Annotated in this window: 10 protein-coding genes and 1 tRNA gene; 5 read left to right on the top strand and 6 right to left on the bottom strand. The window is 38.1% G+C overall.

The window, feature by feature from the left end; all coding sequences use genetic code 11:
- Nucleotides 1-9 precede the first annotated feature (9 nt).
- From SHI21_RS16385 to SHI21_RS16370, 4 genes are all read right to left on the bottom strand, one after another.
- Nucleotides 10-1920 (bottom strand): hypothetical protein, encoded by a 1911-nt coding sequence (locus tag SHI21_RS16385; protein ID WP_323577969.1) that lies wholly within the window; start codon nt 1918-1920, stop codon nt 10-12.
- A 131-nt stretch (nt 1921-2051) separates the two neighbouring features.
- Nucleotides 2052-3107, bottom strand: a complete 1056-nt coding sequence (locus SHI21_RS16380) for a DsbA family protein (protein WP_323577968.1) — start codon at nt 3105-3107, stop codon at nt 2052-2054.
- A 57-nt stretch (nt 3108-3164) separates the two neighbouring features.
- Nucleotides 3165-4949, bottom strand: a complete 1785-nt coding sequence (locus SHI21_RS16375) for an ABC transporter ATP-binding protein (protein WP_323577967.1) — start codon at nt 4947-4949, stop codon at nt 3165-3167.
- Nucleotides 4921-6570 (bottom strand): ABC transporter ATP-binding protein, encoded by a 1650-nt coding sequence (locus tag SHI21_RS16370; RefSeq protein ID WP_323577966.1) that lies wholly within the window; start codon nt 6568-6570, stop codon nt 4921-4923. Before SHI21_RS16370 ends, SHI21_RS16375 begins: the two co-directional genes overlap by 29 nt.
- A gap of 114 nt (nt 6571-6684) precedes the next feature.
- On the opposite strand from SHI21_RS16370, the gene SHI21_RS16365 reads away from it, so the two are divergent.
- The 3 genes from SHI21_RS16365 to SHI21_RS16355 all read left to right on the top strand — a co-directional run bounded on the left by SHI21_RS16365 (nt 6685) and on the right by SHI21_RS16355 (nt 7550).
- Nucleotides 6685-6759: transfer RNA gene (locus SHI21_RS16365), tRNA-Val, on the top strand.
- A gap of 100 nt (nt 6760-6859) precedes the next feature.
- Entirely contained in the window at nt 6860-7189 is a 330-nt protein-coding gene (locus SHI21_RS16360) for a hypothetical protein (RefSeq protein ID WP_323577965.1), read from the top strand.
- 19 nt (nt 7190-7208) lie between these two features.
- On the top strand, nt 7209-7550 hold the full coding sequence (locus SHI21_RS16355; RefSeq protein ID WP_323577964.1) for a hypothetical protein: 342 nt from the start codon (nt 7209-7211) through the stop codon (nt 7548-7550).
- 46 nt (nt 7551-7596) lie between these two features.
- On the opposite strand, the gene SHI21_RS16350 is transcribed toward SHI21_RS16355, so the two are convergent.
- Both SHI21_RS16350 and SHI21_RS16345 read right to left on the bottom strand, forming a co-directional pair.
- Nucleotides 7597-8748, bottom strand: a complete 1152-nt coding sequence (locus tag SHI21_RS16350; RefSeq protein ID WP_323577963.1) for a hybrid sensor histidine kinase/response regulator — start codon at nt 8746-8748, stop codon at nt 7597-7599.
- A 72-nt stretch (nt 8749-8820) separates the two neighbouring features.
- Entirely contained in the window at nt 8821-11919 is a 3099-nt protein-coding gene (locus SHI21_RS16345; protein WP_323577962.1) for a response regulator, read from the bottom strand.
- Nucleotides 11920-12333: 414 nt separating this feature from the next.
- On the opposite strand from SHI21_RS16345, the gene SHI21_RS16340 reads away from it, so the two are divergent.
- Nucleotides 12334-12690, top strand: a complete 357-nt coding sequence (locus tag SHI21_RS16340; RefSeq protein ID WP_323577961.1) for a hypothetical protein — start codon at nt 12334-12336, stop codon at nt 12688-12690.
- 83 nt (nt 12691-12773) lie between these two features.
- Nucleotides 12774-13892, top strand: coding sequence for a hypothetical protein (locus tag SHI21_RS16335; RefSeq protein WP_323577960.1), 1119 nt, complete (start codon nt 12774-12776; stop codon nt 13890-13892).
- The last annotated feature ends 207 nt before the right edge of the window (nt 13893-14099 follow it).

The following is a 14099-nucleotide window of genomic DNA, read 5'->3' as shown; positions in this document are numbered from 1 at the left end:
TACCACTAACTACACCTTTTTTGAACGTTCATTTGCAGAACTTGCTAATTTCATATTCTCAATGCGTTGCTCATACTGGTTCCTAAGAGTCGTCTTCTCAAGCTCAGAACTCTTATAAAGTGTTTCGAACTGGGTTTGTGCCTCACCTAAACGAACAGCAAGTTCTTTCTGGTGGTCATTTCTCTCGCGAAGAATCGTATCTTCATATTTTTGAACAATAGAACCTGTTTTTTGTTCAGATAAAGCTTGGTTTCGCTGAATTGTTCCTTCGTACTTATCACGCATCTGGGCAATATCATTTTGCTGTTCTTGTCTTAGACTCTCGAAGGCCATGGCATTGGCCTGCCCTTCTTTTAGCTTTCTTGTCTCTTCTCTACTTTTTACCGACGTCACTTCAGCTTCGGCCTTTCTAGCAATCTGAGAAATACGGTTTTCATAGTTATCAATAATTTTGCTAGTTTGTTTTTCTAAATCAGCAAGCTTTTGCTCATACAATGAATCGCGGATAGTCGCCTGACGGTTAAAGCTGTCTTTCATAGCGATTTTTTCTTCGCTAAAAGCTTTTTTAGTTTTTTCAATGGTTACTGACTTATCTTTTGTTAAGTCTTCTTTAAGTGAATTGATTGTTTCCATATTCTTATCATTCATGGAATTAACGACTCTACCAAACTCAACTCTTTGTTCTTTAATTTTGTTTTTACTGTCACCATTTGACTGAGCAAACTTAGCGTCAGTTTCTTTTTTGACAAGGCCGGCATCAGCTTTAAAGCGTTCCGATAAAGAGTTAAAATTTTCTCTATTTTCATAAACAGTTTTATTTAAAGTCTCATTGGCCTCTGCTTCTTTCTTCGACATGTTTTCGATTTGAGAAGTTTTCATTTCCTTGATTTTATCTCGGAACATCAAGTCCGTTGTCTTTTCTTTTTCCGCGCTAACCTGGTTGCTGCGGTTAATTTCATCATGAGCTGCCGCTAAACGGTTCTCATAAGAAGTCTTAGTTTGTTTTAATTCATCTACTAATGTATCAGCAGATGTCCCACCTTTAATTTTCTGATTGGCAATATTGTTGATGTTTCTTACGTCATCATTGAATTTCTTTTCTAAGTTTTTAGCTTCAGCATTATGAGAGGCATTCATTTTTTCCTGCTCATTAATATTTTTTTGACGGATGTTTTGTTGAAGGTTTTCAAAGTTCTTCATTCCATCGTCACTTTCTTTGCCTTTAAGCTTCATTAGATCAGCAACTCTTTCTTCCTGACGATCTTTAAGCATTTGATTGTCTCTTCCCAGCGTCGTACGAAGATTTTCATTGTCTTGTTTTAAGCGTGAGACTTCTTTATATTTTGAATCAGTCGCATTGACTCTCAGAGAGTCTAATTCTTCTGAGTTTTTCGCCATTAAGGACATGCGGTCAGCGCGTTCGTTGTCACGTGACTTTGCATTTTCAGTCGTCATCTTTTCAGACATTCCACTAATCTTGCTATTGAACTCCGCATCCGAGCGCTTGCTTGCAGTCGTGTACTTGTCCCCCAGGGATTTTTTCACCTGGTCGTGGTAGCGGTTATTTTCATCGAAGCTTTTTTTGTAAGCACTACTTAAGTCAGTAAGCTTCTCGCTAAAATCTGCTTTCGAAGAGTTCTTTTCTTTTTCAAATCTATTCGTATTTTCTTTTAACTTAGTTTTAAATTCTTCTTGTCCGCGGTTAATCGCCGATCTGGTTTTATCAGTGTAAAACTCATTATTGATTTGGTTTTCTTCTTCTAATTTAGTTTTATGTTCAGAGTAGTTCTTAGATTGTTTTTCAATCTTTCCATCAAAATTATCTTTAATGTTTTTAAGGTCGCGGTCGTAACTGCTCTTCAACTCTACCTGAGCTTCACGATAACGATCTTTTGCGGCGACTGATTCTTTAATATCCATAATACCCTTTAAGCGTTGTCCCCTATTGAAACGAGAGGGATTAGCATTAAACAAGTATATAAGATTGGAGGGTGCTTTTGGAGGAGGGCAAAGATGACCTTTGCCCTCTGTAATTAGTCAGGTATTAAGTACTACTTTGCTAGCTCTGAATCGATAACTTCCGAGAAAACCTCAAGTGGTTGAGCTCCACTGATCAATTTTCCATTAATGAAGAAAGTTGGAGTTGACTTGATTCCGATCACTCCACCTTCTGCTACGTTAGCATCGACTTTTGCTTTGAATTTTCCTGATTCAAGACAAGCTTTGAATTCCGCTTCTTTTACGCCTGCTTTTTTAGCAGTAGCGATTAAGTTGTCTTTATCAAGCTTAGATTGGTCAGCAAACATAGCGTCGTGCATTTTCCAGAATAGTTTTGTGTCTTGCTCGTTAGCACACATTGAAGCTTCTGCTGCAATTCTAGCTTGAGCATGGAATGGAAGCGGGTAATGCTTGAAAGCGATTTTAACTTTGTTTCCGTATTTTTTCTCGATAGCTGAAAGAACTTGCGCTCCTTTCGAACAAAATGGACATTGGAAATCAGAGAATTCTACGATCGTTACTTTTGCATCTGATCCACCTTTAAATGGAGCGTCCCCAACGTTTACTTCGAACATTGGAAGTGATGGTTTTTGGATGTAGATTTCTACCGGAGTCTTTTTTGTTTTTTCTGCAATCCAGTTATCAACTGCTACTTTTTTAGATTCAACAGTTAAGTACTCAACGATGCGAGCTTTGATTTCCGGGTTGATTTGGTCTTTTGGAATCTGGCGTTCTTTAATGAAGGCCTCAACTTGAGCGTCCGTAATTTTTACGTTTTTAGCAATGAACTTATCTAGGAATTCGTCATTCGTAAGATTTTTCTTATCTGGATCCTGGTTCATGAAACGCTCTAGAAGCATCGACTGAAGCTTCGCGTACTTAATTTCATAAACTTTTAACTCAGCCTCATAAAGGTCACTTTCGATTCCCTTAACAAGATCTTTTTCAAGAACAGGTTGTCCACCCATAGAGGCAACAATCTCTTTTGAAGGAGCTGGTTTAAAAATAAAATTTGGTTTTGATTGTGCATCTTTATTACATGCAATAACAACAACAGCAACTGCTACAACGGCCACTAGCGGGGATAGTTTTCCCATAAGCTTTTTCATCTTAGTCTCCTACCTTGGATAGATAATTTTAACAGCCAGTAGGATATCGCTAAAAAATCAAGAATGCGAGAGTTCCTCAATAAATTCTTGATACACTTTAGATTTTCCGATCAACTCCTGGTGATTACCCGAGTCGACCACTCGGCCTTTTTCCATGACCAGAATCTTATCGGCCCCGATAATCGTCTCCACTCTGTGGGCAACGATAATGGTTAACGAGAACTCCTGAATAAGTAAAATACACTTTCTAAGGGCGTATTCCAGCTCGGAATCAAGTGCAGAAGAGATCTCATCAAAGAAGACGATGTTCTTTTTTAAGTAACAGGCACGAACTCCGGCCAGAAGCTGTTTTTGGCCCAGAGATAACTTATTAGGGATAATTTTTTCGTAAGCTGAAAGTCCCATGGTTTTTAAATAAGGAATGCTCTCTTCCAGATGCTTCCACTCGCGAAGGAAATGGTCCACTTCCGAAGCAGCAAGCTCGCGCCTTAGGGTGATATTGAAAATCAGAGACTCACTAAAAATATGGGACTCCTGAGAAACAATACTCACCTCACGGCGGTATTCATCAAGGTCACTAATTGTTAAGTGATACTCGCCATCCTGAGATTTCATCGTCAGGTCCACAACTGCTTCAGAAGCAATCAGGTTCCCTGCCAGAATATTGAGAAGTGTCGATTTCCCAGAACCCGAAAGTCCTACGATCCCAATGAGCTCTCCTGGACGCCCTTCAAAATAAATATCCTGAAGTGAAAAGAAGTCTCTGACTTCCTCAACTCCATCAGCATTTTTATTGACTCTTTTTGGATAAGAAAAACTTGGTACACGCACATCAAATTTCACTAGTTTCGAGTGATACTCTTCTGATAGAAGCTGACTTTTTGTCAGGTTCAATTTCAGTGGCATATCATTCAAGAAATGTTGAATGCGATCAATTCCCGTAATTGCTCTTTGGATATTGGCAATCTTGCCGGAAATTTCTTTGATGGGACTGATTGACCTTTGAATTAAATCTACGATAGCAAAAATAAGAGCTGCTTCGGTTAATCCAGAAAATGGAAAGACAAAAATAAGCAGGGCCAGAAGAATTGGATAAAGTGATTCTGCTAAAGCGTAATAAGCAGCATCTAAGTTGTTGGCCTGGTTTTGTTTTTGAAGGAAGTCTTCGAAAGCTACGTTTGATTTCTCTGAAGCGTAGTTATCGTGACGAGTGTAATACATCTGAGAGAATCCTCCCAGAACGTTTGCTGTCACTCGATTGACTTTCGCCTGAGCATTTCTTAAACGCATGAATACATCACGCATTAACTGACTTCCCCAGATCAGACCAAGTGTCGCTAAGATTTCTGTCCCACTGATGAAAAATCCAGTGAACTTGTTAAGCGTAATGAATCCCACTAAACATGAAATAACAAAACACAGATCGATAAAGATCCCAAAAGATCCTGAAGTAATTAAATCTCTGATAGCTTCTGTATCAGACATAATACGCGAAAGGATTTCTCCCTGCGGGTATTTTTCACTGTCGTGTTCATTGCTCGAAAGCCATCTGCCATAAGTTTGAGTACGGGCGTATTGAATCAGTAAGCGGACATACTTATTCACGGCAAGCTGATAAATAACTCGGTTGAAATAAACGGCCACAAAGTTAATGAATAAAGCAATCAGTGCTTTATCAAAAAGTGCGTCGTTGTCATAAGTCGCAGAAAGATTTGCGATTAACTTGGGAGTTAAAACCCCAAGCCATGCAGAGATCGCCAAGCATACTAGTACAAGTACCAGCATGAACTTTGAGCCCTCAAATAAAAATAAACTATACCATTTGTTTTTGGAAGTATTCATACGTCTTACTATTTTCTCTTAAAAGTGTTGATACCACGCCCTCTTCGACCACTCCGCCTTCTTTATCTAAAAAGATCAGATAGTCAGAATGCCTGACGGTTGAAAGTCTGTGACTGGTTAAAATAACCGTCCTGTCTTTCATAATTGGATGCTTCTTAAGCTCCAGAATAATTTCTTTTTCTAAAATTAAATCGACTGATGAAAATGGGTCATCCCAAATCAGCAGGTCTGATCCACTCATAATGCTTCTGACTAAACTTAAACGTTTCGCCTGTCCGCCGGATAAACGTTTACCGTTTTCTCCTACTTCAAGCTTCATTAAGTTTTCTAAGTTGGGCTCAAGGTAATCAAGTCCCAGAACTTTTAAAATTGATTTAGCACATTCTCTTTCTTCATGAGTTTCTTTTTTACCAAGGAAGATATTGCGCTCAAGTGAATCGTTGAAGATATAAGGATCCTGCGCGACTAAGCTGATACTTTTTCCACGCTGGCGCAGTACTTCAGAGAGCTTTATTAAAATTTCACTTTTTCCATGCCCGGTTTTGGCGACCAGAACGTTCCAGGCGCCGGGCCTGAATGTCACGGCCAGGGAACTCTCCCAGAAAGGAATGTTGAAATTATTATCAGGAAGAGCAGTGTTTAAATTTTTAAGTTTTTCTTCTGCTTCAATTCCCGTTGTAAGAGTCACATCTAAATTCTTCAAGCGATCCCATGAGGCACTTGATCTGGCCACGACGACACCAATCCATGAAAGGTATCCCATCGGCTCCATAAATAAGAAAATGAAACCTGAAAATAAAATCAGAGATGTGGCACCAAGGTGATTGTCTTTAATAATCGAAGCACCCCATAACATCGAGAGCCCTACTCCTAGTGCAATTAAAGGCATCGAAATCGATACACCTAAACTTGAACGATAGAAATAATAAAGTTCTTTGAGAGATAATTCAGAAAAGAGTTTCATGAAAGACTCTTCAGAATGGAAATTCTTAATGGTTCTCTTTCCAACATAACTTTCCATGATCAGGTTTTGAACTTCCCCTTGCATGTCTTGAGTGAGTTTAAAATACTTACGGTTTTTCGAAACAACCACTGTAAAAATAATGAAAGCACACAACATCGGAGTCAGTGCGATTAACAGATGAGCATTGAAAGCAATCATCTTAGGGACTAAAACGAAAAATGCGATGATAAAGTTCGCACCTTGAAGACCAACAAAACCAATCAGTGCTCTGATCTGATCAATATCCCCTGAAAGGTACTGAAACAGCTGTCCTGAGTTTAAATGGCGGAATCTTTGAGGAGTGTTCGATTCTAATTTTTCTAAAAGCTCCGAACGAAGAAATTTTTGTAATAATCGTGCCGGATAGAAAAATAAAATACGCGAAGATGTTCTGAAAACAATAATTCCCAGCGCACATAAGAAAAATAAACTTGGTTTTAACTCATTCGAATCTTTTGCCACGAAATCGGCCAGTTCTTTGGCCATAAAAGGCAGCTGACTTTGAATTTCATGAGTCGCAATCAGAGCGATAACACCAAAAAAATAATAAACTTTAAATTCTTTGAGCTGTTGCCAAAGCATTCCGGTAAAACTAAGGAGCATTCGATTTTTTTGCATAGGTAAATATAATGAGGAACGCTTCACAAGGCACGAAAAAAACTCGTCAACACGGAGCGGAAAGTTTGACAGTAGAATTAATCGCTTTTACTATGAGGTTACTTTTTTATCTCTAGTCGGATAGCTCAGTGGTAGAGCGCTTGGTCGACATCCAAGTGGTCGTAGGTTCGATCCCTATTCCGACTACCATTTCTTAATAATTGAAACATTATCCACACTAAATTCATTTAAACTATATCCAAGTCAAATTTGCTTCTTATATAATTCTTTCAAATTAGTAGGAGTGTTTATGAAAAAGTTAATGGCATTAGTCACATGTTTGATCTTAAGTAATATTGCGTGCGCAAGTAATGATCCCTTTGGAATTGAAACTCAAGCTTGTGTAAAAGAAGAAGTAAAAAAACAATTCACCCCTTTAGCAAAATTTGATTTTTCACATGTTTCAACGGTGGCCTCAGATGAAAGTAATTTTGAATATATTATGATTCTTTCAAACCCTGAAACTAATCAATACGTAGATAGAATTTTTATTTCAGTTAAAGATGCTGATTTTTCAAATGCTGTCTTAACTATTCTACCGAGTTTCAAGAACAGACTTAATCTACAGAATTGTTTTTAATTAAAACGGGAGCCTATCTATGAAATTTATTATTGTTTTATTGTTACTACAATCATCACTGGCCTTTGCTGCTAAAAAAACTACTGAGAAAGACTTATCCCTTTTAGGAAGAATTGACGAAAGTAGCTTAAAAATGGAACCTACTCTTCCAAAAAATAATGACACTGAAACTAAATCTACATTTTCGATGAGCTGCAAAGACTCTGCGGGAAAAGTCTTCAACAAAGAAGAGCCCGGATATGATGCGTGCCTTGCTGGAATTAAAGCTCAACACGATATGAATAAATTAAATCCAGGACAGATGAAAAAAGACAACACTAATACAAACAACGCTACTTTTAATTACCAAATTGGTCAGTAAAAATCATTTTAACTGCCTCACTACGATGGGGCAGATTTAATTTTTCCTACAAATTTAAAGACAAATGAACAGTGAAAATCGATCCAGCACCTAGATGGCTTTTTACATTAATGAAACCATCATGGGCCTCAATAATTTGATTAACAATATAAAGACCTAAACCTAAGCCGTTTGCTTCGGTCCCTGTGGCCCTCTCGAATCTCTGAAAAATTCTTTCTACGTTTTCTTCAGCGATGCCGATACCATGATCCTCAACGGTAACTACGGCATGCTCGTCACCTTTACGCACATGGATTTTAACCGGCTTCCCATCCCCATATCTGATAGCATTCGTTAAAAGGTTAGTGATGACTTGCCCAATTCTTAATTTATCCCAGCGCCCGATTATCGACTCACATGAATTCATTTCAATATGCACACCGGCCGCTTTAAAAAGCATCAATTGCCCTTCATAAACTTCACTGATTAATAATGAAAGATCACAATCTTCAAAATTCATTGTCAGCTGACCTGAACTAATACGCGAAACATCCAGCATGTCATCAATCAGGCGATTAAGTCTCAAGATTTGCTTGCTATCGGAATCAAACATCTTAATTAATTTTTCTGGAGTAAACGCCGAGAGTGAACCTTTTTCAAGGCTTCTTTGTCTATTTTGTGCCTGGAGTTTTAAAACAGTTAGCGGAGTCTTCAATTCGTGAGTGGCAATCGCCATGAATTCCTCTCTGGCACGATTGGCCTGCTCCAGCTTGTCTCTGATTATATTGAGAGCTTCAACTTGTTTTTCCAGCTCTTTTTTATTCTGGTGCATTTCCAGAAACACTTTCACTTTGCTTTTTACGACATGGGGATCAAGTGGCTTTCGAAGAAAATCGACTGCCCCACTTTCATAACCTTTGAAAGCGTATTTTTCATCATTGGCCGTCGCTGTCACAAAAATAATGGGAATATTTTTAGTTTTTTTAGTTCCACGCATGAATTCTGCAAGCTCAAATCCATTCATGCCTGGCATTTGTATATCTACTAAAGCGACAGAAAAATCGTGTACGACCATTAACTCTAAAGCTTCATTCCCGGATTGTGCTTCCAGGATATTTATATTTTCTGTCTTTAAAAGCTCTGTTAATGCAAATAAATTTTCTTTCACATCATCAACAATTAAAATATCGAGCTTCTCTGTAATATTCGATCCGTGCATAAAACTTCCAAAAATAGTGTGCAGATATTATTTGCACAGTTTAAGTTCCGGTAAGCAGTAAAGCTTCTTTAGCTAAGGTGCCCACACCCGTAGAATAGAAAATAGTTTTTCCAGATTAACTGGCTTAGAAAGATAGTCACTCGCTCCCGCCTGAAGACAAATCATCTGATCTTCTTTCATCGCTTTTGCAGTGACAGCAATGATAGGAAGATTATCGAATTTTTTTTGTTTTCTGATTCTTCGGGTTGCTTCAAGCCCATCCATTTCCGGCATCATTACATCCATGAGAACCAAATCTATTTTTGAATCCTGCTCAAGTTTATCCAACGCCTCATAGCCGTTTCTTCCAATGACAATCGTGGCACCTTGTTGCTCAAGAGCACTGGTAAGTGCAAAAATATTCCTGATATCATCATCCACTAAAAGGATTTTCACTCCTTCAAAAGACTGCTCCAGTCCTCGGTTATTTTTAAGCATAAGTCTGCGTGCTGGCGACATTTCCGATTCTGGCTGATGAAGAAATAATGTTACTTCATTGAGAAGCTTTTCTGAAGACCCTGCTGTTTTAACAGTAATGGACTGGGAATGATGTCTGATTTTTTCTTCTTGCTCACGTGAAATGGGGCTGCCGTTATAAATAATAACGGGAGGAATGGAAGTAATATTTGCATGCATAATTTGACTTAAGACTTGCTCGGCCGACATATCGGGCAAGTTAGGATTCATGATCATACAATCAAAAGCATTGTCTTTAAGTGCAATAACCGCTTCTGCAGCTGTCGCGACTTTTGTAAACTTAATGCCTTCGTCTGATAAAAGATGGCAGATATTTTTTATTTGGAACTCATTTTCTTCAACAATTAAAACTTGATGAATATCTTGTGAAAACTTAGCTTCTAATTTTTCAAATACATTTTTTAGTTCTTCACGCTTGGCAGGCTTGAACATGTAACCAATGGCCCCCATGCGAAGGGCAACCTCCGTATAGTCCTCTACTGAGATCACATGCACTGGAATATGGCGCGTACTCGGATCTTTTTTTAATCTATCAAGAGTCACGAGTCCCAGGTGGTCTGGAAGTCTCATATCAAGAACGATAGCATCCGGTTTATACTCTATGGCCATCTCAAAACCTTCATCGGCCCCTTGTGCCACTAGACACTTATATTGTAATTCATGAGCTAGATCAAAAAGAATTCTAGAAAACTGAGGCTCATCTTCAATAACTAAAATTGTCGGCCCCGATTTAACATCGTCAGAACGATCATCCTCAAAAGGTGGAGACATAATTTTCTCAAAATTTCTTTGCTTAACTTTATCCTTCTCTAAAATACTCACAGAATGGGCAGAATAAAGTTTGGAAGGTGTTGTAGCTATCAACTCTTCATTATAAAATTCTGGCAAAATCAGGGTAAAGCAGCTTCCCTTTCCAGGACTACTTGTGACCTTAATGCTTCCACCTAAAAGTCTGGCAAGATCTCTTGAGATTGAAAGCCCAAGACCAGTCCCTCCAAATTTTCTATTCGTTGTCCCATCGGCCTGCCTGAAAGCTTCAAAAATAATTTCCTGCTGCTCTTTAGGAATTCCGATTCCTGAATCTGTCACCTCAAATCCAAGATGTTCGTTTGAGTGATGGAATATCCTGACTTTTACTGAACCAACTTGAGTAAATTTAAAAGCATTTGAAATAAGATTTTTTAGAATCTGATCCAGTCGCTGACGGTCTGTTTGAAAAAATTGTGGTAAATTATTTTCACAGGTCACTTCAAAATTGACAGTTTTTTCATGCGCCAGAGTTTGAAAAGTCTGCTTCAGTCCATCAATCACTCTCGATAAAAAGACATCCTCTACTCTGATATCAAGTTTTCCAGCTTCTACCTTTGAAAGGTCTAAAATATCATTAATAAGATTTAGTAAATCGTTGCCGGAAGAATAAATAGAGCTCGCATACTTAATCTGATCTTCAGTTAGATTTCCTTTGGCATTATCCATTAGAAGCTTGGCCAAAATCAAAGAACTGTTAAGGGGCGTTCTTAACTCATGCGACATGTTGGCAAGGAACTCAGTTTTATACTGACTACCTCTTTGAACTTCAGTGGCCTTCTCTTCAAGTAAAACCTGTGCTTTGTTTAGTTCTTCCTGTTGAGTTTGAAGCTTATCATTTAATGTCTGCGACTGCTCAAGCAGCTCCTGAACTTTATTTCGAACATCAGAAGTATTAATAGCAATTCCAATATTGGCCGAAACGTGACTTAAAAAAGCTCTTTGATGTTCAGTAAATGGATAAAGAGATCCGAGCTCAATGACTCCATTGACTTCATTTTCATAAAGAATCGGACAAATCAAAAGTGACCTGGGAATCAATTCCCCAAACGTCGATTGAATTTTATTAAAGTAGCCGGCCGGTACATCTTCAATCAACAAAGTGCGCTTTTCTAATGCAACCTGGCCGATAAGACCTACACCGAATTTAACAGGCTTTTCAGTTCCTTCCATTTCAGGTAAGGCATACCCACTTATGCGCTTAAGTGTTTTATCACCAGACACCAGATAGAACGCTCCAATTTGAGCATTCGTAAATGGAACTAAATGGCTTAGAATACTTTGCCCCAAACGCGATAAATCCTGCTGCCCACGCATACTTTCTGAAAGAGCAATCTGCCCTTCACGTAAATAATCCAACTCGCGAAATTTTTCTTTCAGTGAAGCTTCATGCTGCTTTCTTTCCGTGATGTCACGCTCAGTAGTGGCAATTCCTGTTAGCTTTCCCTTATCGTCTGTCAGTTTAGTATTGGTCAACCACACATCGATGATCTCACCATTTTGATGCTTTCGTTTAGTTTCTAAATTGGGAACCAGCTCGCCCCTTTTAAGAGAAGCAATAAATTGTCTTGCTTCTTCTTGATATTCATCGGGAACAGTATCGACAATATTCATATTCAAGGCTTCGGCCTCTGAGTAACCATACATTTTTTCTGCGCCACGGTTCCATGCCAGAATGTTTCCTTCCAGATCCTGGAAAGTAATTGCATCGTTGGAATCCTGAATAACTGTCGCCATACGACGAAATTTTTCCAACGTAATTTTTTGTTCTGATAAAGAAGCTTTCGAATCTTTTAATTTTGGAATTGCTTTATTTTTTTGCTGAGTCGGAACATTTTTTTTGGCCATTTTTTACTCTAAAATATTTACGTTGAATCAAAGAATCTTTGATTCGCTGACATTGAACTTAGGGAGGCGGGCCTTGACCAAAAAGGAGAAAGTAATGAACTTTTGGGATATGAATTGTTATTCACTTACACGCTAGCTTAATAAGCAAACATTAGCTAATTAAACCGCCTAGGATTGAAGAAGTTAGCTTATTTTATACTAATTAAATGAGAGGCGAGCTTCTTCCAGAAAGTTAGAGCATAAGTACAAACTATATACTCGGTCTTTCCCAAATAGATCATTGAGTCACCTGATCGTAGATAGCACCTAAAAGCTCCTTTTTCTTTTTTACAACACAGCAACACTTCGTTCCGATGAATCTCTATACCAACCCCTCTGTTAGTTATAATCTGGCAAAAAATTTAAGGAGAACTTATGAAATACCCTTTCTTAATTGCAGCAACATTACTTTTAATCTCTTCAGTTAATGCAGCAGAAAATACTGAATGGACTTGCCTCTCGGCAGATAAATCAGTGTCACTAGTGATCAATCACGAAGAGTCTTCTTACACGGCCCAAGGCCTGGTGACTGTCGCAAACATCAGAGTCCCAATGCCATGCCAGGTTACTGGTGCAGCTTTCATGTGCCTGGAAAATACTGATCAGGCAGAACGTCTTGGAGCAGCTATAGGGGCAACAGCGGAAGGTCAATTCAGTGGGTATGTATATATTCATAATAAAGTGAATGGTTTTCAAAAATTCGCTGATATTACATGCACTAAAACAAAATAAGCTCCTTTTTTAAATACCTGACTATTTAACTATTTTCATCAACATGCCCGAAACGTTATTATCTCCTTTTAGGAAATAATAACGTGAAAGCTCTCTTAACTCTTTTCTTAATCCTAACCACCAACACTATGAGTGCTGACGATATTCTATATAAATGGACTGGCACTAAAAACAAATTTTGCATGGCCGTCATGCCTAATGGAAAGACTCAAAAAGTCGATCACATTAAATGCATTAACAACACACTCACATGCACTCCGATTGTCAAAGATCCATTGGATAGTCAGGCCCGCACATTCATCGACGGAGTCCTTAAAAAAATAGTTCCTGATATTTTAACTTTAAAAACAGGCGATGAAGTTCCGAAACAAATCATCCAGGAAAAAGACTCTCGCACTATTGGCATAAGTCTGGTGGCAAGACTTAAGGAGAAAGATAAAGCAATAAAAGAAAGTAAAAACTCTTACGATTTTTATCGAGACACTGAAATACAGCTGGCCTTTAGTGACAAGAATTTTGATAGCATCAGAAGAGGCTGTTTTAGAAATCAATTTCAAACAAATTCCTCAAAAGGCTTTGCTTCGCGCTCAAAGCGCCAAAGAGCAGAGACAATTCTTATCGGTGCTAATATTGATGGAAATGCCAAAGTCCTGACTGATCCAAATGATAAGAGCCATCGCATTCGCCCTAAGTATGCCTATCTGGTTCCGACAAAACCAATGGAAGACGTCTCTCCTCTGTCTTATTCAGAAAGTTATGGGAACATCTATGCTGTCATGAAAAGTGATGTGAAAGACCGCTCGACCTTTACGGCCCAGGACTCTTTAAAAGTTATAGGCCAGGCCATTCCTCTAAATACCAAAGCAGACTATAAAGAAATTCGAAAAGATAAAACTGACTACTGGGAAGCTCAAATATGGGGCGATGTATGCTTCAGTGATGTTTCACATTTTATCGTCAACTGTCCTGAGAAAATAAACTACCAAGTCGACTCTGCAAAAATAAAAAACTATAACCTGGTATCAGACGAGACATTGGCAAAAATGAAAGAGACAGGAATCCCTGTATATCAGTGTAAAAAAGAAAAAAAAGGCGTTAATACAATTTTCATGGCCGGTGAAATTATTTCTGCAGAAAATAATTCAACAAGAAAAAAGGACGAGGCCCGTTCCAATACTGGATCAAGTTTTCCAGATAAATAAAAGATCAGTTAATTTTTAATTATACAAACTTCCATATCCTTTCCTACTTAATACAAAAAACTCCGAATCATTTTTAAGAAGTTCACCTAAGCAACTTCACTATTGTTAATTAATCCTGACACTTTTAAATAAATAAAATTACTTTCACTGCATATTTGAATACATAACCTACACTTTTTGATCATTATGATATTAATCATATTTTAA

The organism is Bacteriovorax sp. PP10, assembly GCF_035013165.1.
In the GTDB taxonomy this organism is placed as follows: Bacteria; Bdellovibrionota; Bacteriovoracia; order Bacteriovoracales; family Bacteriovoracaceae; genus Bacteriovorax; species Bacteriovorax antarcticus.
Note: the sequence above shows the minus strand (reverse complement) of the source record. Positions and strands in the feature narration are given on the sequence as shown.